General features: G+C 73.2%; 20 protein-coding genes. 7 read left to right on the forward strand and 13 right to left on the reverse strand.

Annotated elements, in window-relative coordinates; genetic code table 11:
* The first annotated feature begins 174 nt into the window (after positions 1–174).
* The 4 genes from CLV28_RS10100 to CLV28_RS10115 all read left to right on the forward strand — a co-directional run bounded on the left by CLV28_RS10100 (position 175) and on the right by CLV28_RS10115 (position 5,110).
* Positions 175–1,581 (forward strand): alpha,alpha-trehalose-phosphate synthase (UDP-forming), encoded by a 1,407-nt coding sequence (locus CLV28_RS10100; RefSeq protein ID WP_275405010.1) that lies wholly within the window; start codon positions 175–177, stop codon positions 1,579–1,581.
* A complete protein-coding gene (gene otsB, locus CLV28_RS10105; protein ID WP_100423213.1) occupies positions 1,578–2,411 on the forward strand; it encodes a trehalose-phosphatase in 834 nt (277 codons plus the stop codon). Before CLV28_RS10100 ends, otsB begins: the two co-directional genes overlap by 4 nt.
* Before the next feature lie 168 nt (positions 2,412–2,579).
* On the forward strand, positions 2,580–3,701 hold the full coding sequence (locus tag CLV28_RS10110; RefSeq protein ID WP_100423214.1) for an ABC transporter ATP-binding protein: 1,122 nt from the start codon (positions 2,580–2,582) through the stop codon (positions 3,699–3,701).
* Positions 3,702–3,865: 164 nt separating this feature from the next.
* The gene (locus CLV28_RS10115) at positions 3,866–5,110 is read left to right on the forward strand and encodes a DUF4032 domain-containing protein (protein ID WP_100423215.1); all 1,245 of its coding nucleotides are present in this window, start codon (positions 3,866–3,868) and stop codon (positions 5,108–5,110) included.
* A gap of 117 nt (positions 5,111–5,227) precedes the next feature.
* On the opposite strand, the gene rlmB is transcribed toward CLV28_RS10115, so the two are convergent.
* The 3 genes from rlmB to CLV28_RS10130 form a co-directional block, all read right to left on the reverse strand.
* A complete protein-coding gene (rlmB, locus tag CLV28_RS10120; RefSeq protein WP_100423216.1) occupies positions 5,228–6,214 on the reverse strand; it encodes a 23S rRNA (guanosine(2251)-2'-O)-methyltransferase RlmB in 987 nt (328 codons plus the stop codon).
* Positions 6,215–6,251: 37 nt separating this feature from the next.
* Positions 6,252–7,703, reverse strand: a complete 1,452-nt coding sequence (gene cysS / locus CLV28_RS10125) for a cysteine--tRNA ligase (RefSeq protein WP_100423217.1) — start codon at positions 7,701–7,703, stop codon at positions 6,252–6,254.
* A gap of 72 nt (positions 7,704–7,775) precedes the next feature.
* Positions 7,776–9,035 (reverse strand): alanine racemase, encoded by a 1,260-nt coding sequence (locus CLV28_RS10130; protein ID WP_100423218.1) that lies wholly within the window; start codon positions 9,033–9,035, stop codon positions 7,776–7,778.
* Between the two features lie 136 nt (positions 9,036–9,171).
* Here CLV28_RS10130 and CLV28_RS10135 point away from each other — a divergent pair, with 136 nt between their 5' ends.
* A complete protein-coding gene (locus CLV28_RS10135) occupies positions 9,172–10,527 on the forward strand; it encodes a D-arabinono-1,4-lactone oxidase (RefSeq protein WP_100423219.1) in 1,356 nt (451 codons plus the stop codon).
* Between the two features lie 27 nt (positions 10,528–10,554).
* Here the strand turns inward: CLV28_RS10135 and CLV28_RS10140 are convergent, their stop codons facing one another.
* The 4 genes from CLV28_RS10140 to CLV28_RS10155 form a co-directional block, all read right to left on the reverse strand.
* A complete protein-coding gene (locus CLV28_RS10140; protein WP_100423220.1) occupies positions 10,555–11,163 on the reverse strand; it encodes a TetR/AcrR family transcriptional regulator in 609 nt (202 codons plus the stop codon).
* Between the two features lie 30 nt (positions 11,164–11,193).
* Complete coding sequence (gene ispF / locus CLV28_RS10145) at positions 11,194–11,736, reverse strand: 2-C-methyl-D-erythritol 2,4-cyclodiphosphate synthase (protein ID WP_100423221.1); 543 nt, start codon at positions 11,734–11,736, stop codon at positions 11,194–11,196.
* Positions 11,733–12,473 (reverse strand): 2-C-methyl-D-erythritol 4-phosphate cytidylyltransferase, encoded by a 741-nt coding sequence (gene ispD / locus CLV28_RS10150; RefSeq protein ID WP_100423222.1) that lies wholly within the window; start codon positions 12,471–12,473, stop codon positions 11,733–11,735. Before ispD ends, ispF begins: the two co-directional genes overlap by 4 nt.
* A gap of 156 nt (positions 12,474–12,629) precedes the next feature.
* Positions 12,630–13,112: a CarD family transcriptional regulator gene (locus tag CLV28_RS10155; RefSeq protein WP_100423223.1), complete on the reverse strand. Its 483-nt coding sequence runs from the start codon at positions 13,110–13,112 to the stop codon at positions 12,630–12,632.
* Between the two features lie 268 nt (positions 13,113–13,380).
* On the opposite strand from CLV28_RS10155, the gene CLV28_RS10160 reads away from it, so the two are divergent.
* On the forward strand, positions 13,381–13,866 hold the full coding sequence (locus tag CLV28_RS10160) for a hypothetical protein (RefSeq protein WP_100423224.1): 486 nt from the start codon (positions 13,381–13,383) through the stop codon (positions 13,864–13,866).
* A 150-nt stretch (positions 13,867–14,016) separates the two neighbouring features.
* On the opposite strand, the gene CLV28_RS10165 is transcribed toward CLV28_RS10160, so the two are convergent.
* Together CLV28_RS10165 and CLV28_RS10170 are read right to left on the reverse strand one after the other, a co-directional pair.
* Positions 14,017–15,462 carry a hypothetical protein gene (locus tag CLV28_RS10165; RefSeq protein ID WP_100423225.1) on the reverse strand — a complete coding sequence of 482 codons (1,446 nt, stop codon included), beginning with the start codon at positions 15,460–15,462 and terminating at the stop codon, positions 14,017–14,019.
* On the reverse strand, positions 15,459–16,079 hold the full coding sequence (locus CLV28_RS10170) for a SigE family RNA polymerase sigma factor (RefSeq protein WP_239073052.1): 621 nt from the start codon (positions 16,077–16,079) through the stop codon (positions 15,459–15,461). The genes CLV28_RS10165 and CLV28_RS10170 overlap by 4 nt, the downstream gene beginning before the upstream one ends.
* A gap of 239 nt (positions 16,080–16,318) precedes the next feature.
* Between CLV28_RS10170 and CLV28_RS10175 the strand changes: the two genes are divergently transcribed.
* Complete coding sequence (locus CLV28_RS10175; protein ID WP_157802598.1) at positions 16,319–16,840, forward strand: septum formation family protein; 522 nt, start codon at positions 16,319–16,321, stop codon at positions 16,838–16,840.
* 71 nt (positions 16,841–16,911) lie between these two features.
* On the opposite strand, the gene pstB is transcribed toward CLV28_RS10175, so the two are convergent.
* From pstB to pstS, 4 genes are all read right to left on the reverse strand, one after another.
* The gene (pstB, locus tag CLV28_RS10180) at positions 16,912–17,691 is read right to left on the reverse strand and encodes a phosphate ABC transporter ATP-binding protein PstB (protein ID WP_100423227.1); all 780 of its coding nucleotides are present in this window, start codon (positions 17,689–17,691) and stop codon (positions 16,912–16,914) included.
* Positions 17,692–17,759: 68 nt separating this feature from the next.
* Positions 17,760–18,722 (reverse strand): phosphate ABC transporter permease PstA, encoded by a 963-nt coding sequence (pstA, locus tag CLV28_RS10185; RefSeq protein WP_100423228.1) that lies wholly within the window; start codon positions 18,720–18,722, stop codon positions 17,760–17,762.
* A gap of 1 nt (position 18,723) precedes the next feature.
* The gene (pstC, locus tag CLV28_RS10190; protein ID WP_100423229.1) at positions 18,724–19,638 is read right to left on the reverse strand and encodes a phosphate ABC transporter permease subunit PstC; all 915 of its coding nucleotides are present in this window, start codon (positions 19,636–19,638) and stop codon (positions 18,724–18,726) included.
* Positions 19,639–19,812: 174 nt separating this feature from the next.
* Complete coding sequence (gene pstS, locus CLV28_RS10195) at positions 19,813–20,931, reverse strand: phosphate ABC transporter substrate-binding protein PstS (protein ID WP_100423230.1); 1,119 nt, start codon at positions 20,929–20,931, stop codon at positions 19,813–19,815.
* Positions 20,932–21,023 lie beyond the last annotated feature (92 nt).

Raw genomic sequence — 21,023 nt, forward strand, 5'->3', positions numbered from 1 at the left:
GCCGCCACCGTAGCGAGGCGGGGACGCCTCGGCACGCGGCTCGCGGGGGGCCGTCGACACCCGGCCGGGAACGGCCCCGCGCGATACCCTGACAGGGCGCCGACCTGGGACGACGGGTCGTGCGACGACCCCGAGGAGTGCACCTTGCCTGGACATGACGGTCACGATCTGGTGGTGGTGGCCAACCGCCTCCCCGTCGACATCACGCTCGACGACGACGGGAAGGTCGGCTGGAAGCGGTCGCCCGGCGGGCTGGTCACGGCGCTCGAGCCCGTGATGCAGAAGTCGGACGGCGCGTGGGTGGGCTGGTCGGGCGGCCCGGACCTCGAGGTCGAGCCGTTCGACGCGGACGACATGTACCTCGTGCCCGTGACGCTCTCGGCCGACGAGATCGAGCGGTACTACGAGGGATTCTCGAACGACACGCTGTGGCCCCTCTACCACGACGTGATCGCGCCGCCCGCGTTCCACCGGCAGTGGTGGGACACGTACCGTCGCGTCAACCAGCGGTTCGCCGACGCCGCCGCGGCGCAGGCCGCGCCGGGCGCGATCGTGTGGGTGCACGACTACCAGCTGCAGCTCGTCCCGCGCATGCTGCGCGAGCAGCGGCCCGACCTGCGCATCGGGTTCTTCAACCACATCCCGTTCCCGCCGCTCGAGCTCTTCCAGCAGCTCCCCTGGCGGCGCGCGGTCGTCGACGGGCTCCTCGGTGCCGACCTGATCGGCTTCCAGCGGGCGGGTGACGCGTCGAACTTCATCCGCGCCGTCCGCCGCCTCACCGACTACACGACGCGCGGGCCGATCATCACGATGCCCGACGCCAACGGCAAGCCCGGGCGGCACGTGCGCGCGGCGTCGTTCCCGATCTCGATCGACTCGAACCACTTCGACCAGCTCGCCCGCACCCCCGAGGTCCAGGCCCGCGCGAAGGAGATCCGCGCCGACCTCGGCGACCCGGACGTCATGATGCTCGGCGTCGACCGGCTCGACTACACCAAGGGGATCCGGCACCGCATCAAGGCGTACGGCGAGATCCTGCAGGACGGCCGCCTCGACGTCGGGCACGCGACGCTCGTGCAGGTCGCGAGCCCGAGCCGCGAGAACGTGGGCGCCTACCAGGACCTGCGCGAGCACGTCGAGGGGCTCGTGGGCCGCATCAACGGCGAGTTCGGCGAGATCGGGCACTCCGCGATCCACTACCTGCACCACTCGTACCCGCCCGAGGAGATGGCCGCGATGTACCTCGCGGCCGACGTGATGCTCGTGACGTCGCTGCGCGACGGCATGAACCTCGTCGCCAAGGAGTACGTCGCGGCACGCTCGGACGACCGGGGCGTGCTCGTGCTCTCGGAGTTCACGGGTGCCGCGGACGAGATGTCGAGCGGTGCGCTGCTCGTCAACCCGCACGACATCGACGGCATGAAGGACTCGATCGTCGCGGCCGCGCACATGGACCACCGCGAGCAGCGCCGCCGCATGCGCAGGCTGCGGCGGCGCGTGCTCTCGGACGACGTCGCGAAGTGGTCCGACTCGTTCCTCGGGGTGCTCACCGCGATGCCGTCGCGCTCGGAGTACGTGTGAGCGGCCCGACTCCCCCTCCCCTCCCCGACGATCTCGTGGCGGCGCTCGACGCGCTCGCCGCGCGCCGCCCGCTGCTCGTCGCGCTCGACTTCGACGGCGTGCTCGCCCCGCTGGTCGACGACCCGTCGGCGTCGCGCCCCTTGCCGGCCTCGGCCACCGCGATCGCGCGTCTCGCCGACGCCGACGACGTGCACCTCGCGCTCGTCTCGGGCCGCGACCTCGCGGGCCTGGCACGGTTGGCCACGCCGCCGACGGGCACCTGGCTCGTGGGCAGCCACGGCGCCGAGCACGGCGAGCAGACGCCCGACGGCGTGCACGCGGTGCCGCTCGACCTCACGCCCGACCAGCGCGCGCAGCACCGCGAGCTCGTCGCCGGGCTCGAGCGCGTGGCCGCCGGCGCCGAGGGGGCGTGGGTCGAGACCAAGCCCACGGCCGCCGTCCTGCACACGCGCCGGACGCCGCCCGACCAGGCCGCAGGGGCCGTCGAGGCCGCGGTCGCCGTCGCGACCGGGCTCGGCCTCGACGCGATGCGGGGCAAGGACGTGGTCGAGGTCGCCGTCCTCGCGACGTCCAAGGGGCAGGCCGTGGTCGCGCTGCGCGAGCGGCTCGCGGGCGAGCGGTCGGTCGACGTCGGCGACGTCGGCGTCCTGTACGCGGGCGACGACACGACCGACGAGCACGCGTTCGAGGTGCTGGGCGACGGCGACGTGAGCGTCAAGGTCGGCGACGGCGACACCGTGGCGGGCGCGCGCGTCGCCGACCCGGCGTCGGTCGCGGCCCTGCTGGCCCACCTCGCGGACGCCGTGGCCGCCCCGGGCACGAGCGCGTAACGATCCGACTGGGGTGACGTGGCACACGCCGGTCGGGGGTAGTATCGCCAGGACGGTCGGGCCTCCTCGGCCCGTCCGGTGTCACAGCAGACACGTTCGTCGTGAACGCAGGCACACCACCACAACGGATCGTCCGGCACGTACCTGCCGGTGGAGGGATGTACCGCCATGGCTACGGTCACCTACGACCACGCATCGCGCTTCTACCCCGGGACCGAGCGTCCCGCGGTCGACCAGCTCAACCTGCACATCGAGGACGGCGAGTTCCTCGTCCTCGTCGGCCCGTCGGGCTGCGGCAAGTCGACCTCGCTCCGCATGCTCGCGGGGCTCGAGGACGTCAACTCGGGCAGCATCTACATCGGTGACCGCGACGTCACCGACGTGCAGCCCAAGGACCGCGACATCGCGATGGTGTTCCAGAACTACGCGCTGTACCCGCACATGTCCGTCGCCGACAACATGGGCTTCGCCCTGAAGATCGCCGGCACGCCCAAGCAGGACATCCGCAAGCGCGTCGAGGAGGCTGCGGCCATCCTCGACCTCACCGAGTACCTCGACCGCAAGCCGAAGGCCCTCTCGGGTGGTCAGCGTCAGCGCGTCGCCATGGGCCGTGCGATCGTCCGCCAGCCGCAGGTGTTCCTCATGGACGAGCCGCTGTCGAACCTCGACGCCAAGCTCCGCGTCCAGACCCGTACGCAGATCGCGTCGCTCCAGCGCCGCCTCGGCGTCACGACCGTCTACGTGACCCACGACCAGACCGAGGCGCTCACCATGGGCGACCGCATCGCGGTCCTCAAGGACGGCCTCCTGCAGCAGGTCGGCACGCCGCGCGAGATGTACGACACCCCGCAGAACGTGTTCGTCGCCGGCTTCATCGGCTCGCCCGCGATGAACCTCGCCTCGTTCCAGGTCGACGACGGCTACGCGCACGTCGGCGAGGCCCGCATCGCGCTCGACCGCTCCTCGATCGCCAAGCTCACGGACGAGGACAAGGGCCAGATCACGCTCGGCTTCCGTCCCGAGGCCCTCGAGGTCGTCTCGCAGGCCGACTCCGGCGCCTTCCCGGTCGAGGTCGACCTCGTCGAGGAGCTCGGCTCCGACGCGTTCGTCTACGGCCGCCTCGTCGGCCCCAAGGCCGTCGACGCCCACGTCACCTCGGGTGCCGGCAACGACCAGCTCATCGTGCGCGTCGACCCGCGCAACGTGCCCGCCAAGGGCCAGCGCATCTACGTCAAGATCCGCCCGGGCAACGAGCACATCTTCTCCTCGGCGACGGGCCAGCGTCTCTGACGTCCCCCGACCCGACCTGAACGGGGCGGTACCGGCCACGGCCGGTACCGCCCCGTTCGTCGTCAGCGGGGTTCGCTATCCTCGCAGTGCGGGTGCCGGACCCCCTGGTGAACTCCCGCTCCACGGCCACGGACGCCCCGGCCCGGCCCGAAAGGAACGCCCCCGTGCACACCCTGCAGATCACGGCGTCCGCGCCCGACCCCGCCCTCCTCGACCTGCCGTGGAAGATCCCGCTCGCCGAGTGGCCCGACGAGGTGCTCGCCGCCCTCCCCCGCGGCATCTCGCGGCACGTGGTGCGGTTCGTGCGCCTCTCTGGCCGCGTCATCGCGATCAAGGAGATCGGCGAGACCGTCGCCTACCGCGAGTTCGAGCTGCTGCGCCAGCTGCGCAAGCTCGAGGTGCCGAGCGTCGTGCCCGTGGGCGTCATCACGGGCCGCGTCGACGAGCACGGCGAGCGGCTCGAGGCCGTCCTCGTGACCGAGCACCTGCAGTTCTCGCTGCCGTACCGCGCGCTGTTCAGCCAGGCGCTGCGCCCCGACACCGCGCTGCGCCTGATCGACGCGCTCGCGGTGCTGCTCGTGCGCGTGCACCTCACGGGCTTCTACTGGGGCGACGTCTCCCTGTCGAACACGCTGTTCCGGCGCGACGCCGAGACGTTCTCGGCGTACCTCGTGGACGCCGAGACCGGCGACCTGCACCGCACCCTGACGCCCGGGCAGCGCAACTACGACGTCGACCTCGCGCGCACCAACATCATCGGCGAGCTCATGGACCTCGTGGCGGGCGAGCTGCTCGACGAGGAGGTCGACGTGATCGCGATCGGGGACCGCCTCGTCGAGCGCTACGCGAGCCTCTGGGACGCCCTCACGGGCGCCGAGTCGTTCACGCACGCCGAGCGCTGGCGGGTCGCGGCGCGCATCGAGGCCCTCAACGAGCTCGGGTTCGACGTGGGCGAGCTCGAGATGACGACCGACATCGACGGCACCTCGGTGCGCATCCAGCCCAAGGTCGTCGACGCCGGGCACCACTCGCGCCGCCTCATGCGGCTCACGGGGCTCGACGTGCAGGAGAACCAGGCCCGCCGCCTGCTCAACGACCTCGACGCGTACCGGGCCGCCACGGAGCGGCAGAACGACGACGAGGAGTGGGTCGCGCACGACTGGCTGCGGCTCGTGTTCGAGCACACCGTGCAGTCGGTGCCGCGCGACCTGCGGCGCAAGCTCGAGCCCGCGCAGCTCTTCCACGAGATCCTCGACCACCGGTGGTTCATCTCCGAGAGGGCCGGCCGCGACGTGCCGCTCCCCGAGGCGACCGCCTCGTACGTCGAGAACGTGCTGCGGCACCGCCCCGACGAGAAGTCGCTGCTCGGCCTCGCGCCCGGCGAGACCGACCCGGACTTCACGGAATAGCGCGCCCGCGGCGCCCGGGGTCGTCCCGCGACCGTCCGGTGCCGCCGCGCTGAGCCGTCCGACGCCGGACGGCTCAGCGCAACAAGTTCAGCACGCGCCAGTTCAGCGCGGGCCAGTTCAGCGCGCGCCGGCGCGGCGCATGCGGGCGACCTCGTACAGCGAGATGCCCGTGGCCGTCGCGGCGTTGAGCGACTCGACGTCGCTCGAGATCGGGATCGACGCGACCACGTCGCACGCGGCGCGCACGAGGCGCGAGAGGCCCTTGCCCTCGGAGCCCGCGACGAGCACGACCGGGTCGGTCGCGAACGCGAGGTCGTCGACCGTGACGTCGCCGCCCGCGTCGAGCCCGACGACGAAGCAGCCGGCCTGCTTGAGCTCCTCGAGGGCGCGCACCAGGTTGGTCGCGCGCGCCACGGGCACGCGGGCCGCGGCTCCCGCGGACACCTTCCACACCGAGGCGGTCACGCCGGCGGCGCGACGCTCGGGCACGAGCACGCCGTGCGCACCGAACGCGCCCGCCGAGCGCAGGGTCGCGCCGACGTTGCGCGGGTCGGTCACGCCGTCGAGCGCCACGATGAGCGCGGGGCGCCCGCTCTCGGCCGCGAGGTCGAGCAGGTCGTCGACGTCCTTGTACTCGTACGGGGGCACCTGGAGCGCGACGCCCTGGTGCACGGCGCCGTCGGTCAGGCGGTCGAGGTCGGTGCGGGTCGCCTCGCGCATGTCGTAGCCGCGGCCCATCGCGATCTCGAGGATCTCCTTGGTGCGGTCGTCCGACTCGAGGCGGTTCGACACGAACAGGGCCTCGACGGGGATCTCGGCGCGCAGGGCCTCGAGCACGGCGTTGCGGCCCGTGACCATCTCCTCCGCGCGCGAACCGGCGCGGTCGCGCGCCTTGGCGTCCTTGCCGCCGCGCGGCCCGTTCGAGGTCGCAGCCTTCTTCTCGGCCTCGACCTTGCGCTTGTGGGCCGCGTGGTAGGTGCGGTCCTCGGCCTTGGGCGTCGGTCCCTTGCCCTCGAGCGAGCGGCGGTTCTTGCCGCCCGTGCCGCCCGTGGCCTTCTTGGTCGTCTTGCGCGTCGCTCCGCGGCGCTGGGAGTTGCCTGCCATGGTGGTGCCCGTCGTGTCGTGGGGAAGGTGGGTGGCGTCAGCCGTCGGTCCGGCGGTCCGCGATGGTCCAGCGCGCGCCGTCGGCGGAGTCCTGGACGACGATCCCGGCCTCGGCGAGCCGGTCCCGGATCGCGTCGGACGTCGCGAAGTCCTTGGCCCGGCGTGCCGCGGCCCGCGCCTCGAGCTCGACCGAGACGACCGAGTCGAGCGCTGCCGCGTAGCGGGTGTCGGCCGTGGTCGCCCAGTGCGGGTCCCCCGGGTCGACGCCGAGCACGTCAAGCATCGCACGCAGCGCGACGAGGTGGTGACGCGCGACCGCGTCGGCCGCGCGCGTGCCGTCGGCGAGCGCGGAGTTCCCGGCCCGCAGGTGCTCGTGCACCACGGCGAGCGCGGCGGGCACGTTGAGGTCGTCGTCCATCGCGGCGACGAACGCCGTGGGCAGCTCGGCGTCGCGCACCTCCTCGCACGCGACGACCCCCACGCGCTCCTGCGCGCGGTCGACGAAGCCGGCGAGCCGGTCCCAGGTGGCCTCGGCCTCGGCGAGGGTGTCGGGCGTCCACTCGAGCATCGAGCGGTACTGCACGGCGCCCAGCGCGTAGCGCAGGACGACGGCGCGCGTCTGGCCGAGCACCTCGCGCACGAGCAGCCCGTTGCCGAGCGACTTGCTCATCTTGGTGCCGCCCTGGGTGACCCAGGCGCTGTGCAGCCAGTGCCGGGCGAACGCGTCGCCCGCGGCGTGCGACTGCGCCTGCTCGTTCTCGTGGTGCGGGAACCGCAGGTCGAGGCCGCCGCCGTGGATGTCGAACTCGGGCCCGAGGTAGCGCTCGGCCATCGCGGAGCACTCGAGGTGCCAGCCGGGGCGTCCGCGGCCGAACGGCGTGGGCCACGACGCGGTCGTGGGCTCGCCGGGCTTGGGCGCCTTCCAGAGCGCGAAGTCGCGCGGGTCGCGCTTGACGGTGTCGGCGTCGTCCGCGGGGGCGTCGTCCGGCACGGGCGCGAGGTCGTCGAGGCGCTGGTTGGTCAGCGAGCCGTACTCGGACCACGAGCGCACGTCGAACCACACGTCCCCGTCGCCCGTGGTGTACGCGTGCCCGGAGGCGAGCAGCCGCTCGACGAGCGCGACCATGTCGGTCACGTGCCCGGTCGCGCGGGGCTCGTAGGTGGGGGGCAGCACGCCGAGCGCGTCGTAGGCCTCGGTGAACGCGCGCTCGTTGATCGCGGCCCACGCCCACCAGGGCTCGCCCGCGGCGTCGGCCTTGGCGAGGATCTTGTCGTCGATGTCGGTCACGTTGCGGATCAGCGTGACGCGCGTGCCGCCGCGACGCAGCCAGCGCACGAGCACGTCGAACGCGACCGCCGAGCGCATGTGGCCGATGTGCGGGGCCGACTGCACCGTCGCGCCGCACAGGTAGATGCCGACCTCGCCGTCGACGCGGGGGACGAGGTCGCGCACGTCCCGGGTGGCGGTGTCGAACAGGCGAAGGGTCACGCCCGACAGGCTACCGGTGACCCTGCGCCTGAGCCGAACGGAGGCGGGCCCGCAGGCGCGGCCCGACGCCGGTCAGCCGAAGTTCCGTCCCTCGCCGCGGTAGGTCGGGACGCCCTCGACGACGTCGGTGCCGCGCACGAGGTGCACCGTGTCGAACCGTTCCATGAGCTCGCCGGCCTTCGCGTGCCGGAACCAGACGCGGTCCCCGATCGCGAGCTCGCGTCGCGGTGCCCCGCCCCGGCGGCGTCGGACGGCGCGCAGCGGGGTCTGGACCTCGCCGACGGCCTCGGTGGGGGTCAGCTCCCAGCCCTGCTGCTCGGCGACGCGCGGCTGGCGCGCGACCCCGACCTCGCCCGAGGCGACGTAGCCGCCCGCGAACAGGGTCGCGTACCCGGGGGCGGGCAGCCGGACGACGTCGAGCCCGAAGAACGCGGCCGGGCGCGGCGTGAACGCGCGGTAGTGGTCGAACAGGCCGGGCACGTAGAGCCCGGAGCCTGCGGTGACCTCGGTGACGACGTCGTCGGCCGAGGACGTCTCGAGCGAGCCCGTGCCGCCCGAGTTGACCATCGCGAGCCGGTGCCCGACGACGCCCTCGACCGCCTCGACCACGGCCCGACGACGCGTGGCGAGGTCGCGCACCGAGAGGCGCTTGACGCCGCGCACGGCACGTCGGGTGTCGGGCAGGCCCGCGACCTGCGCCTCGTAGAACATCACGCCGTGCACCGTGGTGCCGGGGGTCGCGCGGATCGTGCGGGCGAGCGCGGCGGCGTCGTCGGGCGTGCGCACGGGCGAGCGGCGCACGCCCAGGTGCGCGCGGAACGGACCGATCCCGACCCGCAGCGAGGCGTCGACGTCGATCGCGAGGCGCACGGGCGGCGTGGCGCCGGCGTCCGTGCCGTGCGCCGCGAGCGCCCGGGCGACGAGGGCGACCTGGTCGGGGTGGTCGACCATGACGGTGATCTCGGCGCGCGCGGCGGGAGACGCGGCGAGCCGTGCGAGCGCGTCGCGGTCGACCGTGGGGTAGGCGACGAGGACGTCGCGCACGCCCTCGTCGACGAGCCAGAGCGCCTCGGCGAGCGAGTAGGCCATGACGCCGGCGAACCCGTCGAGCGCGAGCACCAGGTCGAGCAGCGCCCGCACGCGCACCGACTTGGACGCGACCCGGATCGGGACTCCCCCGGCGCGGCGCACGAGGTCGCGCGCGTTGGCGTCGAACCGGTCGAGGTCGACGACGGCGAGCGGCGCGGGGAGGGCCGCGGTCGCGGCGTCGAGCCGGGCACCGAGGGTCTCGGTCGTGGCGGACGGTGCGCTCGGGGCCAGGGTCGCGGTCATGCCCGGACCTTACGCCTCGCCCGGGGCGGTCGGGATCACGATCCGGTCACGACGACGCCAGCAGTCACAGGCGGCGGACAGCAACAGATGTCACGGTCTCGACAGTGACCCACGCCACGTGCCATTCTCGGTCGCTATGACGACGCAGCACGCGGACACCCCCTGGACCAACTGGGCCCGCACCGAGACCGCGCGACCCGCCCGCCGCGCGACGCCGCGCGACGAGGCCGAGCTCGCGACCGCCGTCCGCGAGGCCGCGGGCGCGGGGCTGCGGGTGCGCGCCGTCGGCGCCGGGCACTCGTTCACGGGGGCGGCCGTGACCGACGGCCTCATGCTGTCGCTCGACGCGATGCGGCGTGTGCACGCCGTGGTGCCGCAGGCCGACGGCACGACCCTCGTCACGGTCGACGCGGGCACGCGCCTGCACGACCTCAACGCGACGCTCGACCGGCTCGGGCTCGCGATGCGGAACCTGGGAGACATCGCGTACCAGTCGGTCGCAGGCGCGATCTCGACGGGCACGCACGGCACGGGCGCGCGCCTCGGCGGGCTCGCGACGCAGGTGCGCGGCGTGCGGGTCGTCGGGCCCGACGGGACCGTGCGCGAGGCCGACGCGACCCACGAGCCCGAGCTGTTCGAGGCGAGCAGGCTCGGGCTCGGCCAGACCGGGGTGCTGTCGACCGTCACGCTCGAGGTCGTGCCCGCGTACCTCCTGCACGCGCGCGAGGTGCCGCTGCCGCTCGACGAGGCCCTCGCCCGCCTCGACGGCCCGGACGGGCTCGTCGAGTCCAACGACCACTTCGAGTTCTACTGGTTCCCCGGCACGACGACCGCGCTGACCAAGCAGAACAACCGCCTCGGCCCCGACGACGACGCGACCGACCGCAGCGGCACGCCGGCCGCGCGCGTGCGGCGCTGGCTCGAGCGCGACCTCGTCGAGAACGGCGTGCTCGGCGCTTTCGAGCGCACCGCGTCGCTCGTGCCGCGCGCCACGCCCCGGCTCAACCGCGTGCTCGCCGCCGCGATCTCGGCGCGCGACTTCGTGGCCCCGTCGCACCGCGTGTTCGTCTCACCGCGCCGCGTGCGGTTCCGCGAGATGGAGTACGCGGTCCCCCGCCACACGCTCGTCGACGTGCTGCGCGAGGTCGACGCGTGGCTGCGCTCGACCGGCGAGCCCGTGCCGTTCCCCGTCGAGGTGCGGTTCGCCGCGGCCGACGACGTCTGGCTCTCGACCGCGCACGGCCGCGAGACCGCGTACGTCGCGGTGCACCAGTACGCGCGCATGGACCACACGCGGTACTTCGCCGCGGTCGAGGCGATCATGGCGTCGGTCGGCGGGCGCCCGCACTGGGGCAAGATGAACACGCTCGACGCCGAGCGCCTCGGCGCGCTCTACCCGCGGTTCGAGGACTTCCGGCAGGTGCGCAAGGAGCACGACCCCGAGGGCGTGTTCGCGAACCCGTACACGGACCGGGTCATCGGTCCGCGCTGAGGCCGCCTGCGGCGTCCGCCGGACGCGTCAGGCCGGGTCGGCGTCGGGCTCGTCCACCACGAGAGAGAGCACGTAGTCCGCGAGCGCGTGGAAGCTCGCGAGGGTCACCTCGTCGTCCTGCTGGATGAGCCAGGCGATCTCGATCCCGTCGATGTACCCGGCGACGAGCCGGGCGAGCAGGTCGAGGTCCATCGAGAACCGCACGCCGCCGCTCTGCGCGAGCTGCTCGAGCGACCCGCGCGTCATGGCCCAGGTCTGCTCGAGGTGGTGCTGCGCCACGGGCCGCAGCGCCCGGTTGCGCACGCCCGCGGTCGCGAACTCGAACGTGAGCAGGCGCATGTGCCGACGGGGCTGCAGCCCTTCCCACAGGCCGTCCGCCGCGGCGTGCGCGAGCGTGCGCAGGTCGCCGCGCGTGCCGTCGAGCGCGGACTGCACGGGCTCGGACGCCACGAGAGCCATGCTCAGGCCCATCGCCTGCAGCAGCGCGTCCTTGTCCGCGAAGCAGTAGTGCACGACCCCGAGCGAGACGCCGGCCTCCTGCGCGACGCCGCGCACCGTGACGGCCTCGACGCCGTCACGCGCGGCGAGGCGCAGCGCGGCGTCGATGAGCTGCGTCCGGCGCTCGTCGATGGGCATCCTGTTCACGGGCTCGACCTCCGGATCGAGTCAAGCACGGGGCTCCGGGTCGTGCGATCCCGGCGCGACGGGCACCACGAGCGCGGTCGCGATGGCGGCGACGCCCTCGCCGCGCCCCGTGAGGCCGAGCCCGTCGGTCGTGGTCGCGGTGACGCTCACGGGTGCGGCCGCGGCCTCGGACAGCACCGCGTTGGCCTCGGCACGACGCGACCCCAGGCGGGGGCGGTTGCCGACCACCTGCACGGCGACGTTGCCGATCTCGTAGCCGCCCTCGCGCACGCGGCGCGCGGCCTCGGCGAGCAGCCGCACGCCCGACGCCCCCGCCCACTCAGGAGCGCTCGTGCCGAAGTTCGACCCGAGGTCGCCCAGCCCTGCCGCCGAGAACAGGGCGTCCGCGGCGGCGTGCGCGACGACGTCCGCGTCGGAGTGGCCCGCGAGACCCTGCTCGCCCGGCCAGAGCAGGCCCGCGAGCCAGAGCTCGCGGTCCTCCCACACCGGCGCGTACGCGTGGACGTCGGTCCCGATCCCGGTCCGGGGCAGCGGCGGGACGGCGGGGGCGGGCGTGGTGGTCATCGGTCCTCCGTGAGCAGCAGCTCGGCGACGCGCAGGTCGCGCGGCGTCGTGATCTTCATGGCGTGCTCGTCACCCTCGACGACGACGACGCGTCCGCCGTCCCGCTCGACGAGGCCCGCGTCGTCGGTCGCGGCCGCACCCTCGGCGTGGGCCGTGGCCGCCCCGGCCGCGTGCGCGCGCTCGAGCACGTCGCGGGCGAAGCCCTGCGGGGTCTGCACGGCGCGGAGCACCGAGCGGTCGACGGTCCCGACGACCTCCTGCACGGGGACCGACGCCGCCTCGCCGGCGGGACGCACCTGCTTGACCGTGTCGGTGACGGGGACGCCGGGCACGACCGCGCCGTGCCCGGCCCGCACGGCGTCCGCGACGCGACGCACGAGGTCGGGGGGCGTGAGGGGTCGCGCCGCGTCGTGCACGAGCACGACGTCGTGGGCCGGGTCCGCCGCGGCGAGGCCGGCCGCGACCGACGCCTGGCGCGTGACGCCGCCGGGGACGACGACGACGGGCACCGTCGTCCCGGCGTCGTCGCGCTCGAGGTGGTCGAGGAGCCCGCGGACGTGCTCGGCGTGGTCCGCGGGGGCGGTCACGACGATCTCGTCGACCACGCCCGAGGCGGCGAGGCCGCGCGCCGCGCGCACGACGAGCGGGACGCCGTCGAGCAGGACGAGCGCCTTGGGCACGGCGGCGCCCAGGCGGACGCCGGACCCGGCCGACGTGAGGATCGCGAGGGTGGTCACGGCGTCACCGTAGCCGACGGCGGCGCGCGGAGGCTCGGCGCCCGGGCGCGGAGGCTCGGCGCCGGGGCGCGCGGGCGGGCGGGCGGCCCGGACGCACGAACGCCGACGGCGGCACCCCGGGGGTGCCGCCGTCGGCGTTCAGGATCGTGCGTCCCGTTACGAGGCGAGGACCTCGTCGAGGATCGCCTCGGCCTTCTCCTCCTCGGTGTGCTCGGCGAGCGCGAGCTCCGAGACGAGGATCTGCCGAGCCTTGGCGAGCATGCGCTTCTCGCCGGCGGACAGCCCGCGGTCGGCGTCACGACGCGAGAGGTCGCGCACGACCTCCGCGACCTTGATCACATCGCCCGAGGCGAGCTTCTCGAGGTTCGCCTTGTAGCGGCGCGACCAGTTGGTCGGCTCTTCGGTGTACGGTGCGCGGAGCACCTCGAAAACCTTGTCGAGGCCCTCCTGGCCCACGACGTCGCGGACGCCGACGAGGTCGACGTTCTCCGCTGGGACTTCGATGGTCAGGTCACCCTGTGCGACCCTGAGCTTGAGGTAGGTCTTGTCCTCTCCGCGGATGGTGCGCGTCTTGATCTCCTCGATCAGTGCGGCTCCGTGGTGAGGGTAGACAACGGTCTCGCCTACGTTGAACGTCATCGGTTGGTGTCCCCTTTCGCGGCATACCAGTCTAACACGCGGGATCACGCGCCCGACCGGGCGTCCCGCGGCGTCTGCGCAGGTCGCCCGCCGTGCGCCGCCCCTGGACTGCCGTCCGCGCGAGACGCACTAGGCTAGGTCCTGCACGCGAGCACCACGCGCGCGTCACGACCTGCGCACACGCGCGGGGAGCGCACGCGCCGGGCGTCGGACGCCCGCGCGCACCGAACGCACCGCACGACCGGACCGCAGCACCTAGGAGAGCCCCGTGACCCGCACCCCGTCCCGCCGAGCCTCCCGCACCGCGCTGCTCGCCGTCGCCGCCCTCGGCACGACCGCCGTGCTCACGGCGTGCTCGCCCACGACGACGAACCTCAACTACTCGGCGTCCGACGGCCTCGCGACCCGCGAGCTCGGCGACGTGCGCGGCATCAACCTGCTCGTGGTCTCGGACGGCGACGGCGCGCCCGGCGAGCTGCACGGCGCGTTCGCCAACCACGGCAGCGAGGACACCACCGTCACGATCTCGGGCGGCGCGGGCGCGAGCACCGACATCGACGTCCCCGCGGGCGGCACCGTGTACTTCGGCAACGAGGACGGCGAGACCGTCGAGATCCCGTCGGTCGAGACCGCTCCCGGGGGCCTCGCCCCCATCACGGTCGAGGCGAACGGCACGTCCGAGGACCTCTCGATCCCGGTGCTCGACGGCACGCTGCCCGAGTACACGCCGCCGGCGGCCACGCCCGCTGAGTGACCCCCGCCTGAACCGCCCGAAGGGCCCGCACGCCGAGCGTGCGGGCCCTTCTGCGTGATCACGCCGGCCCTTCTGCGTGATCACGCCGGCCGTCCCGAGCACCGCCGCACGCGTGATGAGTCCTGCGCGGGCGTCAGTGCTCCGAGGACGTCAGCCCTGCGACGACGTCACCCCGGCGGCCGCAGTCCAGTCGGTATCGACGAGCACGGTCGCGTAGAACTGCTCGAGCTCGTCGAGCTCGTCGGTCACCGCCGGCACGTCGATCGTGACGGGTCCGGTCGAGGTCAAGGGGACCGGGACCTCGACGATCGTCGACGAGCACGCGATCTCCCCCTCGGCGATCACGACGCCCCCCTGCAGCACCCGGTAGGCCACGCCTCCGTCGGCGCCGACGGCCCGGGTGCAGGTCGCGAGCAGGGTGTACGCCTGCTGCGGGTCCGGCGCGCCCGAGTTCCCATGCGTGGTCGGCGAGCCACGGCCGTAGCTCAGCGACGCGACCTCGCCCCGCTCGCTCGCCCACGAGTTCAAGGTGCTTGTGGCCTCCTCCAGCGCGACCTCGGCACCGACGCGGCACGTCGCGGCGATGTCGCCCACGTACCGCTCGTGACCCTCCTCCTGCGCCTCGGCGGTGAGCGCGTCCACGCACGCGATGCGCCCACGATCGCCCATCGGCAGGTCGCTCGGCGTGCGAGGCTCCGGGTCGAGCGTGGCCTCGCTACCGTCCCACACGGCCACGCAGGCACGCGCGCAGTACAGCGTGCCCGAGGGCGCGTCCATGGCCCAGAACCGCGGCGTCACCGCGTCCTGCGTCGCGTCGACCCGCACTGCGTAGACGTTGCCGGCCCACCCCGACCCCGTCCGGACCGGGTTGGCAGCCACGTCGATCGACTGGACCAGATCGCCGCTGCTCGTGCGGAACGGCTCGGTCGCGTACAGGTCGCCCGAAGGCGCCCCGAGCACCAGCTTCTCGCCGTCGCCCGGGCCCGGGCCGTCGTCGAAGGAGATCATGTCCGCGACCACGAGCTCGTGCGCGCCGTCGGCGCTGCGCACCACGAGGTAGCCGCGGTTCGCGTCGGACCCGGTCGTGAACGGCTCGGGCGTCGTGCCCGTCTCGAGCGCGGTCGCGAGGTCGGCGTCGTCACCTGCCCAGACGTCGAAGGTGAGGTCCACGTCGTCCGTGGCCACCTCATTCGGCGATGCGCCCGCGAACGTCACGAAGAAGCGCTCGCCCGGGACCCACGCGTCGAGACCGAGATCGATCACGGTGCGCTCGTCGTCGACCTCGTGCGCGACCGCGCCCTCCGCGACCGTGACGCCCGGGACACCCGCCGCGGTGACCTCGGCCGCCGAGGTGCCCTCTCCCACCGACGCCGGTGCCACCGCGGGCGTCGTGGCCAGCGCCCCGAGCGCGGCCGGTGCGGCGACTGCGGCCGCCGCCACGCAGGCCAAGGTCGCGGCGACCGCGCCGCCCCGTCGGACCCGCGCGCGGTGGCGGCTGCGCCGCACCACGGCGCCGGTGTCGAGCGTGGTCGACGCCCCTGCTCCCTCGACCGCGGCGCGCAGACGCGCCGCGAACTCGTCCTCGCTGCTGCTCATGACTGGTCCCCCTCGGACAGCTCGATGATCTGGCGCATCCGGGCGAGCGCCCTGGACGCGGTGGACTTGACGGTGCCGACCGGCATCCCGAGCTCGGTCGCGACCTCGGACTCGGGCAGGTCGAGCAGGTGCCGCAGCACGACGACGCGGCGCTGCCTGACCGGCAGCTGCATCAGCGCGCGCACGACGGCGTCGCGTGCGTGGACCCGTGCCTCGTGCTCGCCCGACCTGCGGTCGACGTCGCCGAAGCCGTCCTGGTCGACGCCCGTGAGCACCTCGCGGCGCGTGCGCCGCCACGTGTCGATCCGCAGGTTCGCGAGCACCGTGCGCGCGTAGACGAGCGGGTCGCCGTCGCGCGCCCGCCGCCACGAGCGCCACACCCGCTCGTACGTCTGCTGCACGAGCTCCTCGGCGCGGTGCCGGTCACCCGTCAGCAGGTACGCGACGTGCTGCAGGGTCGCCTTCGAGCGTTCGACGAACGCCACGAACTCCTGCTCCGCGCTCGCGTCGGTCGCGACCGCGAGCCGTGCCGGCGACTCGCGGTCGACCGCGTCCCCCCGGGTCCCACTCGTGGCGTCCGACGCCACCCCGACCGCCGTCATCCGGTCCACCCGCATCCGGTCCCCCTGCCCGCGTGGCGGCGCGTCGTACGGCACGGCCCCCTGCTTCTCGTCCGTCTCATGCCCTCCTCCACGCAGCGGCGCACGCCGAGGTTCCGTGCGCGGCCGACCGGATCGCGCGAACCCGGAGATCGATGCCGATCCGTGATGAACGGGCTATTCCACGCGTGGCTCGCAGACCCTACAGTTCTCCCGGCGACCGCATGGTTCGCCGCCCATCCGACCCGAGGAACGCCATGACCCGCCCCTCCCCCCAGCGCCGCGCGGTGCTGCTCTCGCTCGCCGTCGCCGCGACGCTCGCGACCTCCGGCTGCTCGGCCATCGACGGCCTCCTCGGCCCCGGCGAGGCGCAGCGCGAGGAGTCCAGCGGGACGGTCACCGCGGCGTCCGACGCCGACGTGTTCTCGCTGCGCGTCGGGGACTGTCTCGACACCACGAAGGTCGGCGACGACACCGAGCAACTCACGAGCCTTCCGGTGGTGCCGTGCGCCGACGAGCACGACGCCGAGATCTACGCCGAGACCACGCTGCCCGAGGGCGACTGGCCGGGCGAGGACGCCGTCGCGGCGACCGCCGACGAGTTCTGCCACGGCGAGTACGCCGACTTCGTCGGGCTCGACTACGACTCCTCGAAGCTCGAGTACTGGCCGCTCACGCCCGTCAAGGAGGGGTGGAACAGCATCGACGACCGCCTCGTGCAGTGCGTCCTGCAGTCGGCCGAGGCCGTCACGGGCAGCCTCGAGGGCTCCGCGGTCTGAGCGACCTCCCGCACGCACGACGACGCCCGGCCGGGAGAACCCGGCCGGGCGTCGTCGTCAGGACGGTCCGGTCACCCGAAGCGGCCGGAGATGTAGTCCTCGGTGGCCTTCTCGGTCGGCGACGAGAACATCGTGCCCGTGTCGCCCATCTCGATGAGGCGACCCGGCTTGCCCGTGCCGGCGATGTTGAAGAACGCGGTGCGGTCGCTCACGCGCGCCGCCTGCTGCATGTTGTGCGTGACGATCACGATCGTGTAGCTCTGCTTGAGCTCCGCGATGAGGTCCTCGATCGCGAGCGTCGAGATCGGGTCGAGCGCCGAGCAGGGCTCGTCCATGAGAAGCACGTCGGGCTTGACCGCGATCGCGCGCGCGATGCACAGCCGCTGCTGCTGCCCGCCCGAGAGCCCGGCGCCCGGCTTGTCGAGCCGGTCCTTGACCTCGTTCCAGAGGTTGGCGCCCACGAGCGACTGCTCGACGAGGTCCGCGGCGTCGGCCTTCGAGATGCGCTTGTTCACGAGCTTGACGCCCGCGAGCACGTTCTCCTGGATCGACATCGTCGGGAACGGGTTGGGGCGCTGGAAGACCATGCCGACCTGGCGGCGCACCGCGACGGGGTCGATGTCGTCGCCGTAGAGGTCGACGCCCTCCATCGCGACCGTGCCCTCGACGCGCGCGCCGGGGATCACCTCGTGCATGCGGTTGAGCGTGCGCAGGAACGTCGACTTGCCGCAGCCCGACGGGCCGATGAAGGCCGTCACGGAGCGGGGGTCGATCGTCATGCTGACGTCCGCCACGGCGTGGAAGTCGCCGTAGTAGATGTCGAGGTCCTTCACGTCGATGCGCTGTGCCATCGTCTTGGTTCCTTGTCCTTGCCGTCTGCGGGGTGCTGAAGCTCTGCGGGGTGCGGGAGCGGGGCCGGTCAGCCGCGCAGCTTGGGCGCGAAGTAGCGGGAGATCAGGCGGGCCACGAGGTTGAGCAGCATGACGATGAGGATCAGCGTCAGCGCCGCGGCCCAGGCCCGGTCGAAGTTGATCGTGCGGATGCAGTCGATCGCGCTCTCGGAGCACGTCGCGAAGCCCTTCGAGTACTGCCCGTACACGTACACGGGCAGGGTCATCATGCGCCCCTCGAAGAGGTTGAAGTTGATCGAGTCGATCACGCCGACCGTCACGAGCAGCGGTGCGGTCTCCCCGATCACGCGGGCCACGGCGAGCATGACGCCCGTGACGATCCCGGCGACCGAGGTGCGCAGCACGACCTTGAGGATCGTGAGCCACTTGGGCACGCCCAGCGCGTAGGAGGCCTCGCGGAGCTCGTTGGGCACGAGCTTGAGCATCTCCTCGGTCGACCGCACGACCACCGGGATCATGAGCACCGAGAGCGCGACCGAGCCCATGAGCCCCATGCGCACGTCCGGGCCGAACACGACCACGAACAGCGAGTAGGCGAACAAGCCGGCGACGATCGACGGGATGCCCGTCATGACGTCGACGAAGAACGTGACCCACCGGGCCAGGTGCCCCGTGCCGTACTCGACGAGGTAGATCGCGGTCATGATCCCGACGGGCACCGAGATGATCGTCGCGCCGAGCGTGATCTCGACCGTGCCGACGATCGCGTGGTAGATCCCGCCGGCGTCCATGCCGCCGAACACCCCGCGCATCGAGTGCGTCAGGAAGTAGACGTCGAACCGGTCGATGCCCTTGGCGACGACGGTCCACGAGACCCACACGAGCGGGACCATCGCGAGCGCGAACGCGACGTAGACGAGTCCCTGCATGATGCGGTCGACGCGCGAGCGGCGGCGGTCGACCTGGCGCAGCGAGGCGCGGACGGCGGCGGTGCGCTCGTCCTCGGCGGGGGCGGTGAGGGTGGTGGTCATGTCAGTTCGCCCCCGAGAAGTCCTTGCGCCGCGCGACGATCGCGCGGGCGGCCATGTTGACGGCCATGGTGATGACGAACAGGGCGAGGCCGGTCGCGATGAGCGTGCTCACGCCGATCGGCGCCGCGTCGGCGTACTGCGCCGCGATGTTCGCCGCGATGGTCTGCTGCTGGCCGGCCTGGAGGATCGCGAACGAGTACAGGAACCCGGGCGACAGGATCATGAGCACGGCCATGGTCTCGCCGAGCGCGCGGCCGAGGCCGAGCATGGCGCCCGAGACGATGCCGGAGCGGGCGAACGGCAGCACCGCGGTGCGGATCATCTCCCACCGGGTCGCGCCGAGCGCGAGCGCGGCCTCCTCGTGCAGCTTGGGCGTCTGGAGGAACACCTCGCGACAGACCGCGGTGATGATCGGCAGGATCATGACCGCGAGCACGACCGCCGCGGTCAGCATGACGCGCGCGGGCGTCGCCGCCGGTCCCTCGAACAGCGGGATCCACCCGAGGAAGCTCGCGAGCCACTCCCAGATCGGCCCGACGAACCCGACGAGCGTCATGGCCCCCCAGAGGCCGTAGACCACCGACGGGATCGCCGCGAGCAGGTCGACCGCGTATCCCAGCGCGGTCGCGAGGCGACGCGGCGCGTAGTGCGAGATGAACAGCGCGATGCCGATCGAGAGCGGGACCGCCATGACGAGCGCCAGCACCGCGGCGAGCAGCGTCCCGAACACGAGCGGGCCGACGAAGCTCAGGAAGCTCGCGTCGGCCGGGAACCACCCGACGTCCTGCGCGATCTCGGCGCCCGGCGTCGTCAGCGCGGGCCACGCGCGCGCGACCAGGAAGATCGCGACGGCCGCGAGGACCGCGAGGATCAGGGCGCCCGAGCCCGTCGACACGAGCCGGAAGGCCCGGTTCATGCCGCGGTCCCGGGGGGTCCGGCGCCTGCGCGCGGGGGTGGCCCGTGCGGTGGGCGGTGCCGTGGAGGTCACTCGTTCTCCTGTGGTTCGGTGTGCTGGTCTCAGCGGGTCGTGGTGCGGGCGCCGTCGGACGCCGGAGCCGGCCCGGCCCGTGAGGGCCGGGCCGGCGCGGGGTCAGGACTTGGCGCTGATGGCGTCGATCCCGGCCTGCGCGTTGGTGCGCAGCGTGTCGGAGATCGGCGCCGAGCCCGCGGCCGAGGCGGCGGCCTGCTGGCCCTCCTCGCTCACGATGTAGGAGAAGAGGCCCTTGACGAGGTCGGCCGTGGCCTGGTCCTCGTAGGTCGCGCACGCGATGTCGTACGTGACGAGCACGAGCGGGTAGGTCGACGGGTCGGTCGACGTGCGGTCGAGCTCCATCGCGAAGTCGAACTCGCCACGGCCCTCGACGCGCGGGGAGGTGTCGACGATCGCGGCAGCACCCTCGGGGCTGTGAGCGACGTACTCGTCGCCGACCTTGATCGCGACCGTGCCGAGGTCGCCGGCCTGCGAGGAGTCCGCGTAGCTGATCGTGCCCTGGCCGCCGGTGACGGTCTGGATGATGCCCGACGTGCCCTTGGCCGACTGGCCGCCCTCGACCGGGAAGACCTTGTCGGCCTCGTACGGCCAGCCGTCCGCGCCGGCCTTGGCGAGGTAGTCGGTGAAGTTCTTGGTGGTGCCCGACTCGTCCGAGCGGTGCACGGGCGTGATGGCCGTGTCCGGCAGGTCGACGTCCGGGTTCTGGTCGGCGATCGCCGGGTCGTTCCAGGTCGTGATCTTGCCGTCGAAGATCTTGCCGATCGTGGCCGCGTCGAGGTTGAGCGAGTCGACGCCCTCGAGGTTGAAGACCACGGCGATCGGGCTGATGTAGACCGGCAGCTCGATGACGTCGCCGTCGAGGCAGACCGACTTCGCCTCGGCGACCTCGTCGTCCGAGAGCGCGGCGTCCGAGCCCGCGAACGCGACCCCGCCCTTGAGGAACTGCGTCACGCCACCGCCCGAGCCGACCGGGTCGTAGTTCACGGTCACGTCGCCGTTGGCGCTCTGGAAGCCGGCGCGCCAGGCGTCCATCGCAGCCTCCTGCGCGGACGAGCCCGCCCCGTTGAGCTCCCCGCTGAGCTCGGAGGCCTCGGAGGGGGCGTCGGAGCCACCAGTGCTACCGACCGGGTCGTCCGAGCCGCACGCGGTGAGCGTGAGTGCAAGCGCACCGGTGGCGACTGCGGCGGCCCCTACGCGGGAGAATCGGCTGAGCTTCACGTTGTCGTTCCATCCTGTTCAGCGTCTGTGGTCCGCGGCGATTACCGCTGACGTCGACGACGCTAAGGAGGCTGAGTGACACGTTCGGGCTG

This window comes from Sediminihabitans luteus (assembly GCF_002797595.1).
Taxonomy (GTDB): Bacteria; Actinomycetota; Actinomycetes; order Actinomycetales; family Cellulomonadaceae; genus Paraoerskovia; species Paraoerskovia lutea.